The 20387-nt window shown below is 63.2% G+C and carries 14 protein-coding genes; 3 read left to right on the top strand and 11 right to left on the bottom strand.

What is annotated here, in order from left to right; genetic code table 11:
* The first annotated feature begins 5 nt into the window (after window positions 1-5).
* Complete coding sequence (locus B5F90_RS02175; protein WP_234025656.1) at window positions 6-779, top strand: DUF4465 domain-containing protein; 774 nt, start codon at window positions 6-8, stop codon at window positions 777-779.
* 326 nt (window positions 780-1105) lie between these two features.
* Here the strand turns inward: B5F90_RS02175 and nagB are convergent, their stop codons facing one another.
* From nagB to B5F90_RS02145, 6 genes are all read right to left on the bottom strand, one after another.
* Window positions 1106-1900, bottom strand: a complete 795-nt coding sequence (gene nagB / locus B5F90_RS02170; protein ID WP_087360730.1) for a glucosamine-6-phosphate deaminase — start codon at window positions 1898-1900, stop codon at window positions 1106-1108.
* A gap of 171 nt (window positions 1901-2071) precedes the next feature.
* Window positions 2072-4024 (bottom strand): PIG-L family deacetylase, encoded by a 1953-nt coding sequence (locus B5F90_RS02165; RefSeq protein WP_087360728.1) that lies wholly within the window; start codon window positions 4022-4024, stop codon window positions 2072-2074.
* A 37-nt stretch (window positions 4025-4061) separates the two neighbouring features.
* Window positions 4062-4703 carry a carbohydrate-binding family 9-like protein gene (locus tag B5F90_RS02160; RefSeq protein WP_343213189.1) on the bottom strand — a complete coding sequence of 214 codons (642 nt, stop codon included), beginning with the start codon at window positions 4701-4703 and terminating at the stop codon, window positions 4062-4064.
* An 8-nt stretch (window positions 4704-4711) separates the two neighbouring features.
* Window positions 4712-5821: an aminoglycoside phosphotransferase family protein gene (locus B5F90_RS02155; RefSeq protein WP_087360724.1), complete on the bottom strand. Its 1110-nt coding sequence runs from the start codon at window positions 5819-5821 to the stop codon at window positions 4712-4714.
* Between the two features lie 412 nt (window positions 5822-6233).
* The gene (locus B5F90_RS02150) at window positions 6234-7205 is read right to left on the bottom strand and encodes a type I phosphomannose isomerase catalytic subunit (RefSeq protein WP_087360722.1); all 972 of its coding nucleotides are present in this window, start codon (window positions 7203-7205) and stop codon (window positions 6234-6236) included.
* A gap of 25 nt (window positions 7206-7230) precedes the next feature.
* A complete protein-coding gene (locus B5F90_RS02145; protein ID WP_087360720.1) occupies window positions 7231-8343 on the bottom strand; it encodes an ROK family protein in 1113 nt (370 codons plus the stop codon).
* A gap of 296 nt (window positions 8344-8639) precedes the next feature.
* Here B5F90_RS02145 and B5F90_RS02140 point away from each other — a divergent pair, with 296 nt between their 5' ends.
* The gene (locus B5F90_RS02140; protein ID WP_087361261.1) at window positions 8640-9572 is read left to right on the top strand and encodes an endonuclease/exonuclease/phosphatase family protein; all 933 of its coding nucleotides are present in this window, start codon (window positions 8640-8642) and stop codon (window positions 9570-9572) included.
* 153 nt (window positions 9573-9725) lie between these two features.
* Here the strand turns inward: B5F90_RS02140 and B5F90_RS02135 are convergent, their stop codons facing one another.
* The 4 genes from B5F90_RS02135 to B5F90_RS02120 form a co-directional block, all read right to left on the bottom strand.
* Window positions 9726-12014: a hypothetical protein gene (locus B5F90_RS02135; protein ID WP_087360718.1), complete on the bottom strand. Its 2289-nt coding sequence runs from the start codon at window positions 12012-12014 to the stop codon at window positions 9726-9728.
* Between the two features lie 81 nt (window positions 12015-12095).
* Complete coding sequence (locus B5F90_RS02130; RefSeq protein ID WP_087360716.1) at window positions 12096-12986, bottom strand: DUF4906 domain-containing protein; 891 nt, start codon at window positions 12984-12986, stop codon at window positions 12096-12098.
* A 111-nt stretch (window positions 12987-13097) separates the two neighbouring features.
* A complete protein-coding gene (locus B5F90_RS02125) occupies window positions 13098-15326 on the bottom strand; it encodes a hypothetical protein (RefSeq protein WP_087360714.1) in 2229 nt (742 codons plus the stop codon).
* Window positions 15327-15349: 23 nt separating this feature from the next.
* A complete protein-coding gene (locus tag B5F90_RS02120; RefSeq protein ID WP_087360712.1) occupies window positions 15350-17206 on the bottom strand; it encodes a hypothetical protein in 1857 nt (618 codons plus the stop codon).
* A 253-nt stretch (window positions 17207-17459) separates the two neighbouring features.
* Here B5F90_RS02120 and B5F90_RS02115 point away from each other — a divergent pair, with 253 nt between their 5' ends.
* Window positions 17460-18083, top strand: coding sequence for a Crp/Fnr family transcriptional regulator (locus B5F90_RS02115; protein WP_162607738.1), 624 nt, complete (start codon window positions 17460-17462; stop codon window positions 18081-18083).
* Between the two features lie 92 nt (window positions 18084-18175).
* On the opposite strand, the gene B5F90_RS02110 is transcribed toward B5F90_RS02115, so the two are convergent.
* On the bottom strand, window positions 18176-20254 hold the full coding sequence (locus tag B5F90_RS02110; RefSeq protein ID WP_143256079.1) for a fibronectin type III domain-containing protein: 2079 nt from the start codon (window positions 20252-20254) through the stop codon (window positions 18176-18178).
* Window positions 20255-20387 lie beyond the last annotated feature (133 nt).

The following is a 20387-nucleotide window of genomic DNA, read 5'->3' as shown; positions in this document are numbered from 1 at the left end:
AAACAATGATGAAAAAACTTTTCTATTTGGCTTTTGCCGCTCTGGCCTTTGCCGGATGCTCCGATTCGAACGACGAAGAGGTCCCCGGAGCGAAGACGACCGTGATTGATTTCGAAGGTGCCAACCTCGGCGCGGAGGGTTACATCTGGGGCAAGCCCCAGGCCCGTCTGCTGACCGATGACGACGCCGAGAGCGAGACGTTCGGTGCCGGTTCGCTCTTCTTCTACGACGCGCTCTACACCGAGGACGATGCCTCCATCTTCACCTTCTACACGGACTATGCCGGACTGGATTGGAACACCGATACGTGGAACGGATTCGTCATCTCGAACCACACCGACATGACCACGCCGGGCTATGTCAACGACAAGAGCGTCTATGCCACCAGTGGAGCCGACGGTTCGTCGCAGTTTGCCGTTGCCTACTACGGTGCATGGACCGGCGCCCCCTACGGCATTCCGCTCGTGCGCTTTGCAACGGCCGTCCGCCCCAAATCGATTGCCGTAGCCAACACCGCCTATTTCTACCTCTATTATACGAAGGAGGCGACGTCGGTTGCCGACGTGAAGGGTGTCATCACGGGTTACAACGGTGAGACGAAGAGCGGTGAGGTGAAGTTCGTGATGGCCGACAAGGCATCGGGTACGGTGCAGTCGGGCTGGGAGACCCTCGACCTCTCGTCGCTGGGAACGGTTACGAGCATGACCTTCACGGTCGAGAGCGAGGATACGATGTGCCCCTACTACTTCGCCATCGACAACCTTGCCTACGAGAAGTAGCCGTGCGATGCCGCCCTGTGGCGGTATCTCGACGGTCCTGAATAGACTCCTGCCGCGTCGGATGCGGCGGGAGTCTTTTTTTGTGTCCGTGCGGAGGGTGCTTTGCCGGGCGTTTTTTGTCCGCTCTGGTGCGGCTCTCATCTTCCTGCGCAGGCCGTGCCGCCGCATCCACTTGAACGTGCGTATTCCGCAGGATATGGCAAAGGCCCCTTTCTTTCTGCGAAGAGAAGTGCCTTTGCTATTTGAACTTGAACGCAGCGAGGCGGCTGCCATCGGCAGCCGCCTCGCATCTGTGAAGGTGTACCTCCGGGGCGTATCCGCTCGCCTTAAATCAGCGTATCCTTCTCGATGTCCTTGAAGTAGCGGTAGGTCGAGACGCGGAGCTCCTCGGCGGCCGCATCGTCGCAGACGATGATGCCGCTGGGGTGTACCTGCAGCGCCGAGATGGTCCACTGGTGGTTGTAGCCGCCCTCGACACCGTGGCGTACGGCGCGGGCCTTCTTGTGGCCCGTGGCGAGGATGACGACCTTCTTGGCCGAGAGCACCGTCGCTACGCCCACCGTCAGCGCCGTCTTCGGAACCAGACGCGTATCGCCGCCGAAGAAGCGGGCGTTGACCTGAATCGTATCGGTGGTCAGCGTCTTGATGCGCGTGCGCGACTGGAGCGACGAGAAGGGCTCGTTGAAGGCCAGGTGGCCGTCTTCGCCCACGCCGCCCATGAAGAGGTCGATGCCGCCGGCCTCCTCGATGCGTGCCTCATAGTCGGCGCACTCCTTGACCAGGTCCTCAGCGTTGCCGTTGAGGATGTTGACATTCTCGGGAATGATGTCGATGTGGCGGAAGAAGTTGTTCCACATGAACGAGTGGTAGCTCTCGGGATGCTCCTCGGGAAGACCCACATATTCGTCCATGTTGAAGGTGATGACGTTCTTGAACGACACCTCGCCCGCCTTGTAGAGGCGGATGAGCTCCTTGTAGGTCTCCAGCGGCGTCGAGCCGGTCGGAAGGCCCAGTACGAAGGGTGACGAGGTGAGCTTGCTCTTGAGCCGAATCTGCTCGACGATGTAGCGAGCCGTCCACTGCGCTACCTGCTGCGGGGTGTTTTCGATAATTACTCGCATGGTGTTTCCTGTTTGTGGCGGTATGGCCTTTCTGCCGGTGTCCTCCTTCGCATCTTGCCCGTCGGGATGCCGCACGGCACCCCGACGGGGTCCGACGCTGAGGGGTTGCACTCCGGCGGAAGGCCCTTCCGCCCGGTTATTAATTGTTTTTTACGTTCGCTTCGGCGGCGCTCAGAACATCTTGACGAAGACCTCGATGGCCTGATACTCGGCCATGCCCAGCTGGTCGTAGAGACGTGCCGTGTGCTGCGTACGCTCCTCGGCCCGCTGCCAGAATTCGCGGGTATCGCTGCCCGGGAAGGGAACGATGTCCTTCTGCGAAAGGTGACGGTAGATGGCATGACGCTTCTTGATGAGCTCGTCGGGCGACAGAGGCACGGCCATGTCCACCATGCCGAGGTCCCACTCCATCCAGGCGCCCCGATAGAGCCACAGATGGCAATCTTTGAGCCAATCGTCGTCCTTGACAATCTCCAGCGCGCCCAGAACCGCCTCCATGCAGGTGCGGTGCGTTCCGTGGGGGTCGGCCAGGTCACCGGCGGCGTAAATCTGATGAGGCTTGATTTCACGCAGCAGGTTGACGATGATGTTGATGTCCTTCTCGGTGAGCTGTCCCTTCTTGATGCCGCCCGTCTCGTAGAAGGGCAGGTTGAGGAAGTGGGCGTTGGTGTCGGGGTTCAGACCGAACGAACGTACGGCGGCGCGTGCCTCGGCGCGGCGAATCGAACCCTTGAGGTCGAGCAGTGCGCGCGGCTCGGGCTCGCCCTTCTTCTTGCCGGCGATGATGCGCTTCACCTCCTCGAGGTGGTCGGCATAGCCCAGCTCGCGCGAGGTGTCGATGTTCTGGACCACCACGTCGTCGTGTACGGCCACGTTGCCCGACGTCTCGTAGGCTACGTGTACGTCATGACCCTGCTGTACGAGCCGGATGAAGGTACCGCCCATCGAGATTACGTCGTCGTCGGGGTGGGGCGAGAAGATGACCACGCGCTTGGGGAAGGGCTTCGACGAGACGGGGCGCGTCGAGTCGTCGGCGTTGGGTTTGCCGCCGGGCCATCCCGTGATGGTGTGCTGCAGGTCGTTGAATACGTCGATGTTGATTTGGTCGTAGGTGCGGCCCTGTTCGAGCAGCTCGCCCAGCGAGTTCTCGATGTAGTCCTTGTAGGTGAGCTTCAGAATCGGCTTCTTCACCTCGCCGCAGAGCCATACGACGGCCTTGCGGACGAACTTCGGCGTCCAGTTGCAGGGACCCACCTTCCAGGGGGTCTGCTCGCGGGTGAGCTGGTGGGCCGCATTCTCGTCGATGACTACCTCGATGTTGGGGTGTGCCTGCAGGTTCGAGGCGGGCAGCATCGGGTTGATGTCCCCTTCGACAACCTTCTGGATGACATCGGCCTTGTCCTCGCCCCAGGCCATGAGGATAATCTTCTCGGCGTGCATGATGGTGCCGATACCCATCGTGATGGCCATCTTCGGGGTGTTCTCCAGTCCGAAGAAGGCACCCGACTGCGTCTTGCGCGTGTCGTAGTTGAGCTGTACCAGACGCGTGCGCGACTTGGCGTAGGAGCCCGGCTCGTTGAAGCCAATCTGGCCGTTCTCGCCCACGCCGATAATCATCAGGTCGATGTGGCTGGCGGCGCTGTCGTACGAAGCGCAGTACTCCGAAACCTTGTCCTCGGGAATCGTGCCGTCGGGAATGTGGATGTTCTCGGGCAGGATGTCGATGTGGTTGAGGAAATCCTCATGGATGCGGTAGTTGCGGCTCTGCTGCTCGCTCGACTTGATGGGGTAGAACTCGTCGAGGCTGTAGACGGCCACGTTGCGGAAGCTGACCTCGCCCTCCTCGTAGCGCTTTACCAGCTCGTGGTAGAGGCCCAGCGGCGTGCGGCCGGTGGTCAGACCCAGCACGAAGGGTGCATTCTCGTCGTAGACCTCGTTCGAGCAGTGGCTCTCGTTGTAGTTGCGAATCATCTTCACGATGACGTCGGCGACATACTTTACACCCAGATATTCGTTCTCGTAGACCGAGGTGCGAATCTTCTCGTAGCGATGGATGATGTCGCGGGGGGCGGAGCTTTCGATGAGTCCGCCGTCCTTCGGAAGTGAATACTTGCTGTTGTTCATGGTTGTGACTATTTATGCAGTAACTTTTGTTGTCGTTCTATTGCTCGAACTCCACCTCGGCGAAGAAGCGGGGCAGGTGGAAGTCCGGTTTGGGGTTCTCAATCGGCTGCCACGAGAGGAAGTGCGGGTGGGAGAGCTCGTCGCCGCACTTGTAGAGGTTGGCCGTGGCCCGCACGCCGTTCCACCGCTTCAGCTGGTGGCGGAAGAGGACGTCGGCCGGGATGGCCAGCACGGTCGACCAGCGGTTGTCGCCCACGCGCTCGGCAAAGGGCTCGCGCCCGAGCGAAGGGTAGCGGCCGACGCGGGCGAGCAGCTCCGGTGTGGCATGGGTCGGATGCTCGCGCTCCTTGCGGAAGGCGAGCAGCAGGCGTCCCGTGCAGGTCGTCTCGAAGTTGTAGTAGCCCGTATCGTCGAGCGCGATGAAGAACTCCACGCAGGAGTCGGTCCATACGCGGCCGTTGTCCTCGGTCACTTCGCCCTTGGTGTAGCGCTCCTCCACGTCGAAGCGGAGCCACAGCGTTTCGCCCGTATGGAAGATGCGGAACGAGACCTGCGGCCGGTAGGGGTAGGTGTCGGGCCAGTTGCAGCAGGCTATCGGCTGCGGCTCGATGGCGGCGAAGGCCTCCTCCATGGCCCGGAGGTCGGTCGTGTCGAACGGTTTGAGGTGTCTTATCTTCATGGTCATGTTCAATGTTTCGTTGTTGCGTATCGGTCGGCCAGCCTGCGCACCACGTCGCACATGGCGTCGTATTGCTCCTCCATGCTTTGGAGCAGCCGGTACTGGGCGCGGGTGCGCACCAGGTTGTGGTCGGCGCTGCGGGTCTTGTAGTAGGTGTCGCCGTCGAGGTAGTCCATCAGGAAGCGGAGCACCTGCTCGTAGGTAATATAACGTGCCGAGAAGGCCAGATATTCTCTTTCGGACGGAGAAAGTTCGCGGGCGTGCTGCGAGAGATAGCCCTCCGTGTAGGCCGTGAAGAGCTCCATCGACATTCCGACGCGCCGCAGGTCGCGGTCATCCTCGGCCCCCGTGTTGGTGTAGGTGCGGATGGCGTCGCCGAAGTCGTTGAGCGACGTGGAGTTCATCACCGTGTCGAGGTCGATGACACAGAGCACGTTGCCCGCTCGGTCGAAGAGAATGTTGCTGATTTTCGTGTCGTTGTGCGTCACGTGGCGGGGTATGACCCCCTCCTCGACCAGCCGCCAGAAGGCGAGCATCTCCTCGCGCCGCGATTCAATCCATCCAATCTCCTCGGCTGCGCTGCGGCAGCGGCCCGCGGCGTCGCGCGCGAGCGTCCGGTCCCACTGCGCGAAGCGGTGGCGGATGTTGTGGAAGCCGGGAATGGTCTCGGCCAGCGGCTCGTCGAAGTCGGCCAGCTGCGACTGGAAGTGCCCGATGCCGATGCCGCCCTTGCGGGCCAGCTCGGGCGAGTCTGCGCGGTCGTAGGTGACCGTGTCGTCGATGAAGAGCGTTGCGGCCCAGTGCTCGCCCGCCTCGTCGCGGTGCGAGAGGCTGCCGCTGCGGGTGGGAATGACGCGCAGCACTTCGCGGTCGGGGTCGCCGCCCGCGGCAAGCACCTTGCGGCGGATGTGGTCGGTCACCTTGCGGATGTTTTCCATCATGGCCGGAACATCCTTGAAGATGTTGCCGTTCTTGCGCTGGAGGATGTAATCGGGCGTACCGCTTCCGGTGCGGATGCGGTAGGTGTCGTTGATGAAGCCCTCGCCCACGGGGGTGATGTCGAGGATTTCACCGTCCAGTGCAAATCGCGACGCGATTGCTGCAAGTCTTTCTTCCATGCGCTCTTACTCTGTTTGGTTCTGGTTCCGGCGCGGCCCTCACGAGCCCGCACCAATCCGGATTGTCGTTCGCCGCTTCGTACGGGCACTCCTCCCGTATCTCCTTGTTGCGGACATATTTGCGAAAAATCAGCCCGGAGCCTTCCCCGTTCAGGGAAGGTCGAGCTGATTGTAACGCTCTGCGGTTCCGGTCGCTCCGGAAGGAGGGGTTGCAATCCTGTCGTCGTCGGCCGCGCATCTCCGCATCGGGCCGCTGCCCGATGCCCCGGGAACGGATTGCTCCGCGGTGCGGATGCCCTTCGTGCGACGAATCGTGTGAAGGCCGGTGGCAAGACTATCTTTCATCGTTCAATCCCCTTTGGACTCTAAAGATAGCCTTTTTCCGACACTTTACCAAAAATGCGTCCTGCTTTTATGCAATCCAGCTGGTCAGGAACTTGAGTTTCCCTTCCGGCTTGACGCGCAGCGAGCGGGTCGTGGCGGGCAGCAGCAGCGTTTCGCCCTGGTGCACCTCCAGCTTGTGGCCCTCGTTGTCCTCGACCATGCCCCGGCCCTCGACGCAGATGAAGACCACGAACGAATCGAGCGATGCAAAATCGAAGGTCTTCTCCTCGTCCAGCTCGCAGAGCGAGGTGGTGAAGTAGGGGCAGGAAATCAGCTCCGTGAGCTCGTTTTTCTCGGCCTTGTAGTGGGTGCGGTAGTCGGGCAGCACGGTGTAGTCGATGGCACCCTTGGCCAGCTCGGTATGCAGCTCGCGGGGCTTGCCGTCGGCGCCCTTGCGGTTGAAGTCGTAGATGCGGTAGGTGATGTCCGACGTCTGCTGGATTTCGGCGATGAACGAACCGGCGCCGATGCTGTGCACGCGGCCTGCGGGCAGGAAAAAGAGGTCGCCCGGGTGCACCTCGTAGTCCTTCAGGATGTCGGTGATGGTGTTGTCGGCGACGCTGGCCTCATACTCGGCCGGGGTCACCTGCTTGGCGAAGCCCGAGCGGAGGTGCGCCCCCTTGTCGGCATCCACGACATACCACATCTCGGTCTTGCCCTTTGAGTGGTGGCGCTCCCAGGCCAGCTGGTCGTTGGGGTGCACCTGAATCGAGAGGTCCTGACGGGCGTCGATGAACTTGATGAGCAGCGGGAACTCGTTGCCGAAGCGTTCGTAGTTGGCCTTGCCCAGCAGACGCTCCTTTTCGCGGGCCAGCAGTTCGGGCAGGGTCGTGCCGGCCAGCTCGCCGTTGGCAACGACCGATTCGTTGCCCTTCACGCCCGAGAGCTCCCAGCTCTCGCCGACCTGCTTCTGGTCGGATTCAATCTGCTTGTAGGGAATTATCTTCTCACCGCCCCAGAGTACGGTCTTGAGAATGGGTCTGAATTTGAACGGATACATGGTTTTCTCCTATTGGGTTGTTCTGTTATTGTTCGTTGTTGGTGTCCAGCTGATGGAGCGCATAGGCATAGGCGCCCACCGAGATGGCCTTGCTTGCACCCAGCTTCGAAATCATCACGCCGATGCGCTTCATCGGGTCGTAGGCCACGTAGCGGTCCGTGCCGTAGACCTTCAGCGGACGCTGGTTGCCCTTGGCAAAGGCCTTGAACTCCTCCTCGTTGTCCAGGTCGAAGACCTCCATCTGGACGCGGTTGAGCGTCTCGCCCGAGAGGGTTCCGATTTTGCCGCGCAGCTCCTTCAGAAGGCTCGGCATGATGTACTTGCGCGCTGCGGTGATGCCGCCGCCGATGACGATGAGTCCGTCGATGAGCGTCACGGCCGTAGCCATGGCGTCGCCGGCAACCTCGCCCAGCTCTGCGAAGGCCTTCTTGGCCGCCTCGACATTGCCCGGACGCGTCCCGTCGGCGATTTCGCAGATGTCCTTCGGCTCGAAGTGGTGGTTCACGTCGCCCGAAGCCTCGCCGTAGACGCGCTTGATGGCACGCACGGCCACGCCGTCCTCGACGATGATGTTGGGCATCTTCTTGTGGCGCAGACAGAAGGTCTCCACGCAGGAGTTGTCGCCCGTATGGAGCTGGTTGTCGTTGGTGACGATGCCGATGCCGAAGCCCGTGCCGAAGGTGTAGCCGATGAGGTTGTGGTAGCGCTTCGAGCTGCCGAGCGCCTCCAGTTTGGCGTTGACCTCAGGCAGCGCGCCTCCGAGCGCCTCGCCGTAGGCGAACAGGTCGCCGTCGTTGTTGATGAAGACGGGGATGCCGAAGGTGTATTCGAGGAAGGGGCCCAGCGCCACGCCGTCGCGGAACGACGGGAAGTTGGGCAGGTAGCCGCCGATAACCCCGTTGCGGTAGTCGGCCGGGCCGGGGAAGGCGAAGCTGATGGCCACGGGCTTGGTCTCCAGCTTGGAGATGACCTGACGGAAGCCCTCGACCATCGTGGCGAGGCATTTGTCGAGGTCCTGGGCGTTCGACGGCATCGTGATGGGGTCGACGATGAATTTGTTGGCCTGCATGGCGCCGAAGACGAAGTTCGTGCCGCCTGCGTCGAGGGTGATGACCACCCGGCTGTCGTATCTGTACATGCTGTTCCGGTTTTTGTAGTCGGTTTCGGGGTCGGCGGGCGCTCGTCGCACAAATGCCCGCTCCGGCGTCGCGCGGGGCGGGTGGCCGCCGTGCGGTATCGGACGCGGAAGAGGGGCGAAGGGCTCGCTTACGCGCCTTAAGGCGCAACGAAGATACAAAAAATTTGCGAAACGGCCGAGCCTCGTCGGAAAAAGTGGAACGGATTCGTTCCAAAGCGTCGTCGGATTGGTTCAAACGGCAGGATTTTGTTACCTTTGCTCTACGAAATGAACCCGATACAAAAATCGAAACGATGATGAAACGCCTGCTGCTGTGGGTGCTGCTTCTGGGTGGCACGCTGGGAGCGACGGCCCAGCAGATGACCGTCGCCACGTTCAACGTACGTTACCGCAACGAGGGGGATGCTGCGGCCGGAAACGGCTGGGAGCGGCGCCTTCCGCACGTGTGCGGCATTGTCGAGTCACAGGGCTTCGACATCTTCGGCGCACAGGAGGTGCTCGACGACCAGTTGCACGACATGCTCGACCGGCTGCCCGACTATGCCTATATTGGCGTCGGCCGCGACGACGGGGCGACGCAGGGGGAGTATGCCCCGATTTTCTACCTCCGCGAGCGCTTCGAACTGCTCGATGAAGGCCATTTCTGGCTCTCGGAGAGTCCCGGGCGGCCGAGCGTGGGGTGGGATGCGGCGCTGCCCCGCATCTGTACGTGGGGCAGGTTCCGCGACCGGCAGAGCGGCGTTGTCTTCCACTTCTTCAACCTCCACCTGGACCATGTCGGCGTCCGGGCGCGCGCCGAGAGCTGCCGTCTGGTCCTTGAACGCATCCGCTCGATGTGCGCGCCGGGCGAGTGCTGTTTCCTTACGGGCGACTTCAACGTCGACCAGACCGATGCAATCTATGCGCTGCTGGCCCGCTCCGAGGCGCTGCGCGATGCGTACGAGGCGGCCGAACGACGCTACGCCCCCAACGGCACCTTCAACAACTTCGACCCCGAGGCCATGACCTCGAGCCGGATTGACCACATCTTCGTCTCCCCCTCGGTCGAGGTCTGCTCCTACGGGGTGCTGACTTCGACCTACCGCACGCCCGTCGAGGGGAGCGACCAGGAGCTCAAGTCGGGGGCCTTCCCGCGCGAGGTCTCCTTCTACCGCTACAGGGCGCGAACTCCGTCGGACCACTTCCCGGTCTTTGTCCGCGTGAAGCTGGCGACGCCGCTGTCGGAGTGACCCTCCGCTTGCGGTCCGCATGAAGTTCAGGCCGTGCAGCGACGAAAAGCCCCGATGCATCACAGGATGCATCGGGGCTTTGACTTGCGGCGGGGACGGCATGTCGGCCTGTGTCGGGCGAGTTCCGGGTGCCGGGTTCCTCCCCGCGGGACATCAGTAGGTGAACTCGACGGGCGACTTCTTGAAGCGCAGCAGGCGCGTGTCGTTGTAGCCGGCGGCGTTCTTCGTCATGTAGAGGTTGCCCATGCCGCCGGTGATGTACCATCCACCGCCGTCGGGTGCATGGACCGAGAAGAGCATGTTGTTGTAGTGGCCCGAGTGCTTGATGCCGTCGGCGTTCCACTGTGCTCCGGGGCCGTACCAGGTCACCCCCTCGAGGTCGGGGAAGTCGGGGCTCGTCAACGCTACCGAGAGCAGGTCCTTGACCGCGACCGAGCCGACCGTGAGGTCGTTGCGCCGCTGCTGCGTGCGCCGTACGGTGGCGTGTCCCTCCCAGGGGTTGCGCAGCTGGTGCGAACCGGTCCACATCATCCAGATGTAGTCCGTGGCGTCGAACATCCGGTTGAACTCCTCGAGCGAGGGCAGCTCGTAGCCGTCGGGCGAGAGCGCATCGGCCGGCAGGCGGTTGATGTGGGCCGTGTTGGTGTTGGTGAATCCGTCCATGACCAGCACCCCCTCCTTGTCGACCACGCGCTGCCCGATGCCGCTGTCGCCCTGATAGGCCCAGCACCAGAGTTCGTAATACTCCTCGGGCGAGCAGGTGGCCAGGTAGTTGAAGAGGCTCTTGCCGGCCAGCGCCGCGGGGTCGGTCGAGGGGAGAATCTGGTCGGCGAACTCGCGTGAGCGTCCCCGTGAATTGTACTTGCACCACCATACGCCGTGGAACCACGTGACGGGCAGCCCCCAGTTGCGGCGCACGACGGTGTACTCCTCGCGCTGCGAGTGGTCCGCGGCGTTGCGAATCACCAGCCGCACGGACTGCTCGCGGCCGTCGGCCTTGGGGTCGTTGGGGCGCCAGCCCGCCACCACGCGGGTGAATGCCGGCTCTTCGGTGTCGGGAATGATGCGTACCCAGGGGTCCTCGTCACCGTCGAACTCGGCGATGAGCTCCTTGCCCGGAGCCAGCGCGAAGCGCCCCAGTTCGTTGTCCACGTAACGGCCGAAGTCGTACGAGTAGCCGGGGCTCGAGAAGGCGAACGGGCCCTCGATGGCGGTCGGGTTGGCCTCGAGGTGGAGCACGATGCAATCCTCGGGGTAGTCGTTGCCGAGCCCCTTGCGGTGGAAGCGCAGCTCGACGCGGTCGGCCGGCATGCCGGGGGCATAGAGCGCCTTGCGGATACGGAAACGGTTCATCCCCTCGATGCCGCCGTCGTTGGCCAGAGGCTCGACCGTCAGCGGATAGCCCGCGAGCGGAAGCAGCTCCAGTTCGTCGTTGCAGTCGACGGCGAGCACCATCTCGCTCCGGTAGTAGGGGAAGGTCACCTCGGTGCGTTGCTCCGAAACGGTCACCTCGTCGGGAATCTCCGAACGCTCGAGGTCGACCGTCGGCAGAGCGTCCAGGTCGGGCTCCAGCTCCGTCGAGCCGCCGTCGCGCCACGGCTCGACGGTCAGCTCAACGTCGGCGTCGACGATGTCGCGGCGCAGCGTTACGGTGTAGACCGTATTGCGGCGGATTTCCGCCGGGAGGCTCTTCTCGAAGGTGCAGGGCTTGCCGTCGATGAGCGCCTCGACGCGGAGGGTCAGCTCGGGCGACGCCTGCTCGTGCAGCAGGGCGACGGCGGGCGTGCTGACGGTGAAGGGGCGGTCGGGACGAACCTCCACCTCGCCGGTCGGCGCCCCAGCGGGGGTTGCCACCTGCTCCCTCGGGAAGAGGTAGGCCTCCCGGGCGGCGGAGGTGAAGAGCAGCCGCTCGACGGCCGCCTCGCCCGCCACCAGAATCCGCAGGTCGAAGCGGGCATAGCCGCGTCGGAGCGATACGGGCAGCGTGGTCGTGCCGGAGGGAAGGCTGCCCAGCTCGATGGTACCGGTGAGGTGGCGGGGCTGCGCTCCGTCACCCGACAGGATGCTCCGCGCGAGCCATTCCTGCTCGGAGAGCCCCTCTTCGGGCGTGCCGATGGCCTCCGCCCCGGCGTTGGCCACCAGATAGAGGCGGCCCGAGAGCTGCCCGAGCTGCAGGGCAAAGCCGTCGCCTGCGGCCGTCAGCCCCTCGAAGCGTGCGCTCAGCCGTCCCTGCTCGAACAGGTAGGCGTCGAGCCGGTCGACCGACTCTTCGCCCTGTGCGGTCTGAGCTCCGTCGGCGAATGCCTCGAGCTGCGGGCGGAGCTTCCGAACGCCGGCGCCGGGTGCTGTCGTCCCGTCGTCGGGCGACGTGCAGGCGTGGAGCGTGCCGCCAACAAGCGCAAGTGTCGGGATGAGGCGTATGAAGGTGTTGCGTAGAATCATCGTTTTGGGGTGAATGGTCTGTTTCGGGATAAAGGCTCCCGACTGAAGCCGGGAGCCCTGAAGGGTGTTTGTCGGGTGGCCTTACCGGCGGGCGGGGGTGAGCTCCGTGTCGCCGCCCTCTTCCCACTCGTCGAAGGAGAGGCTGACCTCGACGTCGATGACATCCTTGCGCACGGTGAGCGTGTAGACGGTGTTGCGGCGGATGTCCCCGTCGATGGCCTTCGAGAGGCTCTTCTCCACGCCGTCGATTTCAGCCTCGATGGTCACCTCGAGACCCTCGTTGCTCTGCTCGTAGAGGTACATCACACCCTGGGTGTTTGCCGTCAGCGGCTCGTCGAAGCGCACGCTGCTCTCGGCGCGCTCCACACCCTCAGGCGAGAGGCTGCCGGCGTCGGAGGTGAAGAGGAGACCCTTTCCGGCGGTATTCTTCATCGTGATGCTCTTGATGCGGGCTACGCCGGCCGTCTTGACCTGCAGGTCGAAGCGAGCCACACCGCGCTTGAGCGTAACGGGAATCGTCGTCTGCGAAGAGGACATCTCGTCGAGCTTCACGCTGCCCGTGAAGAAGTGAACGGGGGCCTCGCGGTCGAGCGCCATGGTCTGCTTGAGCCACGACTGCTCGTCGAGCGACTGGCTCTGGAGCTCGTGGAGGTCAATCTGGTTGCCCGTGTTGGCCAGGACGTAGAGCGTGCCCGAGTGGCTGTCGAGCTGGAGCGCGTATCCCGAGCCCGATGCCTGAATGTTGTCGTAGATGTGCGTCATACGGCCCTCTTCGAAGATGCAGGCCTTGAAGTCGGTGATTTCGTTCTCGCCGGCAAGGCTCTGTCCGGCGCCTTCGTAGTCGGCCATGCGGAGCGAGAGCACGGTGCCCGCGGCGGGCATGCCCGGAGTCTGCTCCTTTTCGGCGCAGGCTACCAGGGCCAGGTTCGAGATGAGAAGTGCTGCGGTGGTTGCTTTTGCAATCGTGTTCATGGTCTTTGTTCCCCTTTTTTGAATTGATTAGTACTGCTTTGTATTCCAGGTTTCGGTTCGGATTTGTCCGGTTCCGTTCCGGTTTCTCTTGGTCGGGCGCTTCGGCTGCCGCTAATCGTAGATATACTCCACGGGGGTCTTGATGCAGCGGATGGAGCGCGTCTTGGTGGCGTTCTGACTCACATACTTGAGCCAGTTCTGGTTGGGGCGGTCGCTCTGGGCATAGCCCTCCATCGACCAGGTCTTTCCGCTGTTGCCCCAGGTGGCCATCAGCAGGTTCATGCGGGCGATGTTGCCCGGAGTGGTGTTCCACTGGTGCCCCAGTCCATAGAGCACCCAGTGGTTGGTGCCGTCGGTGAACTCATAGAGGGTGACGGTGCCGTAGGTTGCCCCGAGAAACTCCGCCTCGCGCTCGATGATGCGCACCCAGACGCGGTCCTGCGTGCGGTTCCAGAAGGGGCGCTCGCCGATGCCGCCGAGGTTGAAGTTGTCGTTGGCGCTGAAGTAGCCGTAATCCGCATGGTCGGGAATCCGGTATCCGTCGGGCGCCATCGCGGTGGGGTCGAGCGTTCCGAAGTTGCCGGCCGTCTCCTGCATCCCTTCGTGGTAGAAGGCCTCGCCGTTGTGGCGCAGCGGGAGCCCGTCGGGGTTGCCGCCCTGGTACTGCTCGCCCATGAGTGCCAGCAGCTGCTCGTTGTCGCATGCGGCCAGGAAGTCGGCCAGCTCGGCCTCGGTGGCGGGGTCCTCCTGAATCGTGACCTGCTCCTCGAAACGCTTCACGTTGCCCCGCAGGTTGTACTTGCACCACCAGTTGCGGCCGATTTCGACCACCGGGAGGCCCCAGTTGCGGCGGCGGATGGTGTAGCGCTCCTCGGGGGAGCCGTCGTTGAGGTCGACGATGAGGCGCGCCTCCTGCACGCGGCCGTCGGCCTTCGGGTCGTTGGGCTTCCAGCCCCCCAGCAGGCGGTATTCATCCTGCGCGGGCTCGAGCTTCATCCAGAGCGCCTCGTCGGCATCGAACTCGAGCCGGGCCTCGGCCCCCTCGGGGAGCGAGAGGGTGGCCAGTTCGCCGTCGATGTAGCGGTCGAAGTCGCAGACTCCCTCGCTGTCGAAGGTGATTTGCCCCCTCATCCGAATCGGGTTCTCCTCGAAGATGAGGACGACGCGTCCCGAGCGGAGGTTGCCGCGCAGCAGGTCGAGGCAGAGGTATCCCTCGCCTTGGCCCGGCATGAAGAGTCGCTTCTCGACCGAGACGGCCGCCACGCGTTCTACGCCGCGGGTCAGCTCTTCGGGCGTTGCCGTGACGCCGTCTATATGCCCCTCGATGCGGAGCTCCGAGTCGGGCTCGGCCAGCAGCACCAGCCGGAAGCGGTTCTCGGCGTGCGCGATGCGGACCGTGTCGCGCAGTTCGTTGACCCGGACGCCGTCGGGCAGCTCCGAGGCCTCGAGGTCGATGAGCCCCCGCAGGTCGGGACGGCTCTCGACGCTGTCGCCCGTCAGCCAGCCGTCGGCCTCAATCTCCACGCGGAGTTCGCTCCCCTGGCCGCGCACCTGCAGCGTGTAGGTGGTGTTGCGGCGGATTTCAGCGGGCAGTGCCGCCTCCATCCGGTGCCAGCCTCCGCCGAAGCGGACCACCACCTCGGCCGTGAGTGCCGCCTCGCTCTGTTCGGCCAGATAGAGCAACGTCTCGCGTCCGTTGACAAGCGGCGTGTCGCCGTATTCGCGGCGGAACTCCGTCGTCGAGGCCGTCGGCGGTGTGGTCACATCGCTCCGGCCGTTGACGTAGCCCTGGTCGGCCGCGCCTCGGAGCACGACGCTGTGGACCTCCACGCCGGCATCGGTCGATGCGAGGTCGAGCCGGGCCACGCTCCGCGTCAGAGCGACGGTGAGCGTGCGCTCCGCAGCCGAAAGTTCGGCCGAGCCGGTCATCGTGAGGCCGTCGGCCGTCATCGCCGCGGTGGGCGCCTCGGCGGCGAGGAACTCCTCGAGGGTGGTCACGTCGGGCTGCATCTCCTCGAAGACTTTTGCCGGCGGGTTGGCAACGAAGTAGATGCTCCCCGAGCGGGCCCGCAGGTGGAAGGTGCGGCTCGAGCCGGTGAATGTCGCCTCGCTTGCGGCGATTTCCCGAAGCCGCCCCTGCTCGAAGCGGAAGCCCACGACGGTACCCAACTGCATGTCGTCGGCCGTGACGCGGGCGGTGCCGAGCGGTGTGGAGGTCGATGCGGCAGCCTCGAAGCGGACCGTCACGCCGCCTGCGGCGCCGTCGGGCGTCGCGAGCTCCTGCCCCGTGTGGCAGCCCGTCAGGAGTGGGAGCAGAAGGCCCCGGAGGGCATATTTCATAAGGGTCGTTTTCATCGTGCGTATCAGTATAGATTCGGGTTCTGCGAACTGTTGAGGTACGAGGGCGAGTCGATGGGCATCTGGTCGATGTGGTTGACGTAGAAGTGGTTCATCAACTCCTGGGCCCACGGGCCGTAGGTGAAGGAGCTGCTGTGGCTGTAACCCATCACGTGGCCCAGCTCGTGGAACATGATTTCGCAGGAGTAGGTGTTGAAGTAGTGCTGCAGCCACGCCTGCTGGTAGGCTCCGAAGACTGTGCCGCCGCCCAGTCCGACGATGCCGTTGCCCGGGTATACGAGACCGACACTCAGCGTCCGGGCCTGGCGCATTTGGCGCAGAACGGTTTCAGCCGTCACCTTGTCGTTGACGCCGCCGTTGCCGTAGAGACGGTCCTCGTTGGCGCGGAGAATCTCCTCGTGCTCGGGCATGTCAATCATGTAGGTGAAGTTGAGGAAGAGGGCCACCACTTCACGACAGTGCACCGGGCGGATTCCCATCCAGTTGCCGTCGGGACCTCCGTCCGGACGGTCGGGGTCGCCGCCGTAGAGTCCGAAGCTGATATTCCAGCCGTGGATAATCCCCTGGAGCTTGGCCCAGTAGGGGTCGCTCGATACGATGCGGTACTCGATGGCGGCCAGCTGTTCGGGCGTCATCCGCTCGACGCGCATCAGCCGTCCCGACTCGGAGCGGAAGATGCAGGCGCGCTGCGTGAGCGGCATCTCGCCGTAGAAGTCGGCAAAGGCGGGGATGTGGTCGAAATAGGCCAGGTCGAGGTACTCGCTGCCGGCTCCCGGAATGAGCGCCCGGACCGTTACGTCGCTCAGCGGGCGGGGCGAGTAGAAGCGGGCGTGGAAGCGCCCGTCATCGGCCACCGAGAGCTGAAGCGGTGCCGCAGTGTTGAACTTGCGCTGGGCCGGGTCGGCGTAGACGCTCTTGGGCTCGTCGTCCTGGAGGATGAGCGAGTGGTCGCTCGTGCGGTAGTACTGCTCCGAGACGAACATCGTGCCCGAAGGGTCGTCGGGGTGGATTACCCCGGTGTGAATCGGGCCGATATGGTTCGCCTCGAGCCGCTCGAGTTCGAAGCCGAAGGTGCGGCGCACCTCGTAGCCCAGATAGTTCCGCGTGAAGAGCTCGATGGTACCGCGCAGCGGCTCCCCGTCGACCGTCGGGGGGAAGAGGTACGACTGCTGCTCGTCGAGCGTCAGTGCGATGTCCGCCCCGTCGCTCTCTCCCGAGAAGGCGCCGCCGCCCGAGAACCGCGTGCGGAAGCGGGGAGCCTCCACCTCGGCCTGTTTCTCAAGGACCGCGGCGGCGACGTAGGGGTTGTTGTAGGTGAACGAGAAGTCCGTGCGGCCGATGATGCGGCGCTGTACGGGCGTCTGCTCGACGACGGCCTCCTGCACCTGGCCCGCGTCGGTCGTCCGCGAGATGACGCTGAAGGGGCTCTGCGAGTAGAAGTACTCGGCCTGAAGCGGGCGGTCGAGCGTCTCGGGGAAGCTCAGCCAGAGGTCGTCCATATGACGCATGCGGTGGAAGCGTACGCCGTCCCGGTCGCTGTTGCCGCGGATGCCCAGAATCAGCAGTTGGTACTCCCCCTCGCGGAGCCCTTCGATGCGCATCTGCGAAGTGGCGGCGTCGTAGATGCCCTTGAGCTCCCCGACGATGTTGCCGTCGCTGTCCGCCACGCCGAACTCCACGCGGTCATAATCCGTTGCGCGGAGCGATGCCGCACGGCTCTCCGCCGCGGCATACTCCTCACACTGCAGCTCGAAGACCACGCCGCCGCTCTGCTGCGGACGCGGTGCCGGCTGCGGCTCTTCGCTCTGGCACGCGACCAGCATCACGAGGCCGGCCAGAAGGATGGTTATTCTTTTGCTCATTTGTCCTTTTGTTGCGCTGTTTGGTGCGTCGGGCAAAATTTCGGGTCGGGGTTCGTTTCGGCGTCGTACTTTTTCGTATCTTTGCCTCTGTTCCCGGACCCTCTTCCGAAGCGGGTTTCTCCGCTGCGGCGAGCCCTCCGATTCCATTTCGACCGCAAAACTACGACCACGATACGACGAAATCCGTAACAAATGTTACGAAGGGTGTCAAGTTGTTGTAAACCATATTGATATGGAACAAAAAATTTCCGATATGCCTCTTTTCCGCGGCAGCGACCCGGCCGTGGTCACGCGTATTCTCCACGAACTGCCCGGCCGTCTGGCCTCCTACGCCAAGGGCGACCTGATTGCCCTGCAGAACAGCGTCTGCCGCTCGGTCTTTCTCCTCTGCGAAGGGAGCGTCTACGCCCGGATGACCAACGATGAGGGCAAGGAGTTCACGCTCGATGCCCTGACGGCTCCCGACGTGCTGGCCTCGACCTTTGTCTTCGGCACCGAGAGCATCTTTCCCGTGACGATTATCGCCAATTCGGACTGCAAGTTGTGGGTGATGAGCCGCGAGTGTCTGCTCGAACTCATCGAGCAGGACAAGGTCGTGCTGCGCAACTTCCTGACCGTGCTGTCGGACCACAGCCTCTTCCTGAGCCGGAAAATCCACGAATTCGCCCTGCAGAGCCTCTCGTCGCGCGTGGTGGGCTACCTGCAGCGCAACCGCGTGATTCAGAATCTGCAGGAGGTGGCCTTCATCCTCGGCGTTGCGCGCCCCTCGCTCTCGCGCACGGTCGCCCAGATGGTGGCGCAGGGGACGCTCCGCAAGGCGGACGACGGGTATGTGCTGGCACGCGGTGTCGGCGCCGGGCACATGGCCATAAAGTGACCCACCCCTTCAGCCGCGCCATCCCTCGGTTGAAACAAGGAAGCGCACCTCCCTTTGGGGAGATGCGCTTCCTTGTTTTTGTTCGGTCCGGGTTATTGGGCTGCCGTGCGAATCCGGTAGCTGGTTACCGGGGTGGTGCGGGTTCCCGTATCGCTGTCGTATCCGAAGATGAAGTAGGTGTACTCCGTGTCGGCCTGAAGACCCGAGAAGGGTTCGTCCAGAATGCCGTAGTGGATGTAGAGCGAGATGTACCACGCCTCGTCAATCATCTTCCGGGTGATTTCCTCCTCCGTGAGTCCTTCGTAGTCGGACGACAGTTTCAGGTCGGAGAAGTACCGCATCTGCTTGTCGGCCGGGATGACGTGGATGTCGGCCGAATCGGAGGTGAGGTTCGAGTGCGAAATCTTGAAGAGCTGGCTCGGGTCCTCCCACTCGGGCGAGGTGAAGGTGAGCGTAAAGGGCTTGGTGGTCGGCATGTCGTGCTCGTAGCCGAAGGCTATGGCCGTATATTCGGTCCCGGGCGAGAGCTCCGCGTCGAAGTCCAGCGTTCCGCAGTCGACAAAGGCCAATGCGTAGCCCGGCAGCGAGAGGGCCTTCTCAATCATCGCGTCGTCGTCGAGTCCGGCGAATTCGGCCGAGGGTGCCACGTAGGAGAAGTAGTAGGCCTCGTCGTTGGTCGGGGTGAAGGTTACGGTGGCGGTGTCGGAGGTGAGGTTCGAGACCTTGATGTCGATTCCGAGTTCGGGAACGTCGAGGTGGCCCGAGCGGAACTCGTTTCGGAAGAGCCCCGTGGTAACCTGCATCGAACCGTATTCGAATCCGAAGGCGAAGGCAACGTAGTCCATGTCGGGGTAGAGGTCCTGACGGTAGGCCTCGTCGCCCGAGGTGAGGTAGAAGCTCAGCAGTCCGCTCGCCTTGGCGTTGGCTACGGCCCGGGCGATGAACTCCTCGTCCGTGAGCCCCTCGAATTGGTGAGCCGGCTCGACCGAATAGAAATAGGTGGCGTTCTTGTCCGAAGGGATGAATGCAACCTGTGCCGTCTCGGGGGTGATGTCCTCGACGGTGATTTCCACGGTGAGCTCCGAGAGCTCGCGGGCGCTCTTGAAGACCTTGCGCGAGAGCGAGGTGAAGGCCTGTTGCGACTCGGCGTCGTATCCGAAGGCGAAGAGCAGGTATTCGGTATCGGGCGTCAGCATGTCGAAGGTGCGGGTGGCGTCGCCCTTCAGCAGCGATGTGCCGTCGATGCCCTCCTTGACCAGCTCCTCGACCAGCTTTTTGAGGCACTCCTCGTCGCCCAGCTCGAGGTATGCGGCAGCCGGACGCAGCAGTGCGGCATATTCGATGTCGCCGTCCTGCGGTGCGAACGACGCCTCGACCGAGGTGGTTTCAATCGTTCCGAGCGTGATGGCTATCTGGGGCGTCTCGTTGCTCAGCGTGCGGAAGGATTTGCGCACCAGGTTCGAGGTCACCGTGCCGTCGTTGCGCATGCCGTACCCGTAGACGCAGTAGGCCGAGTTGGGGGAGAGTGCCCCCGAGGTGGTGACGGTCGTCCCCTTGTCGAGCCGCAGGTCGAGGTATTCGCTCAGCGTGAATCCGAGCGTGCGGGCCTCCTCCTCGAAGAAGGCGCGGTCGGCGGCGCGGATTTCCTCGTCGGAGCGGCCGTCGACCTGGTCGGCCGGGCTGATTCTCAGGTAGTAGGTCTCCTCGGTCTGCGTCGACGAACTTTCGACCTGCACGCCGATGTCGCTGATGTGCAGAATCTTGATGCTGAGCACATCCTCCAGCCTCCGTTCGCCGGTCGTGAGTGTGATTTCGCTCCATTCCGACGGCAGCAGGCTCTTGTTTTCGGCCGCCGGGCAGGCTCTGACGCGGAGCGTATAGGATGTCGAGGGGGTAAGGTCCGAGGCGAAGAAACTGTGGTTGGTCGTCTCACCGCTGGTGCTGTTGAACTCCCACTCGTAGTGCGCGGCCCGTTCGACCGCCTCCCAGCGCACTTCGAGCGAGGTGTCGGTCGTCTCCCCGGCTGTGAGCACCGGGGCCTTGAGTGCCGTGGGGTCGGGTTCGTCGCTCTTTTCGCACGACGGGGCAGCCAGCATCAGCATCGGCAGCGACAACAGGAATACACTCCGATACGTCAGGGTACGGAGAATTTCTTTGAAAAAGGTTTTCATAGGTTGTTTTTAAGGGTTTATGGGTGAAATCAAATATAGACAAAAAAAATTGCTTCGATGCATCACCGGACCTTTCAGCCTATTTTCCCCTCTTTATCGGCATAAAAAATCCCTGCCAGAGACTCTCTGACAG

The sequence above is a fragment of the Alistipes sp. An31A genome (genome assembly GCF_002159425.1).
In the GTDB taxonomy this organism is placed as follows: Bacteria; Bacteroidota; Bacteroidia; order Bacteroidales; family Rikenellaceae; genus Alistipes; species Alistipes excrementigallinarum.
Note: the sequence above shows the minus strand (reverse complement) of the source record. Positions and strands in the feature narration are given on the sequence as shown.

Bases quoted from the DNA above. Each gene is read 5' to 3' on its own strand.
- B5F90_RS02120 (WP_087360712.1), bottom strand. From the start codon at position 17,206: ATGAGCAAAAGAATAACCATCCTTCTGGCCGGCCTCGTGATGCTGGTC.
- B5F90_RS02145 (WP_087360720.1), bottom strand. From the start codon at position 8,343: ATGTACAGATACGACAGCCGGGTGGTCATCACCCTCGACGCAGGCGGC.
- B5F90_RS02150 (WP_087360722.1), bottom strand. From the start codon at position 7,205: ATGTATCCGTTCAAATTCAGACCCATTCTCAAGACCGTACTCTGGGGC.
- B5F90_RS02135 (WP_087360718.1), bottom strand. From the start codon at position 12,014: ATGATTCTACGCAACACCTTCATACGCCTCATCCCGACACTTGCGCTT.
- B5F90_RS02165 (WP_087360728.1), bottom strand. From the start codon at position 4,024: ATGAACAACAGCAAGTATTCACTTCCGAAGGACGGCGGACTCATCGAA.
- B5F90_RS02140 (WP_087361261.1), top strand. From the start codon at position 8,640: ATGAAACGCCTGCTGCTGTGGGTGCTGCTTCTGGGTGGCACGCTGGGA.
- B5F90_RS02155 (WP_087360724.1), bottom strand. From the start codon at position 5,821: ATGGAAGAAAGACTTGCAGCAATCGCGTCGCGATTTGCACTGGACGGT.
- B5F90_RS02115 (WP_162607738.1), top strand. From the start codon at position 17,460: ATGCCTCTTTTCCGCGGCAGCGACCCGGCCGTGGTCACGCGTATTCTC.
- nagB (WP_087360730.1), bottom strand. From the start codon at position 1,900: ATGCGAGTAATTATCGAAAACACCCCGCAGCAGGTAGCGCAGTGGACG.
- B5F90_RS02130 (WP_087360716.1), bottom strand. From the start codon at position 12,986: ATGAACACGATTGCAAAAGCAACCACCGCAGCACTTCTCATCTCGAAC.
- B5F90_RS02175 (WP_234025656.1), top strand. From the start codon at position 6: ATGATGAAAAAACTTTTCTATTTGGCTTTTGCCGCTCTGGCCTTTGCC.
- B5F90_RS02160 (WP_343213189.1), bottom strand. From the start codon at position 4,703: ATGAAGATAAGACACCTCAAACCGTTCGACACGACCGACCTCCGGGCC.
- B5F90_RS02110 (WP_143256079.1), bottom strand. From the start codon at position 20,254: ATGAAAACCTTTTTCAAAGAAATTCTCCGTACCCTGACGTATCGGAGT.
- B5F90_RS02125 (WP_087360714.1), bottom strand. From the start codon at position 15,326: ATGAAATATGCCCTCCGGGGCCTTCTGCTCCCACTCCTGACGGGCTGC.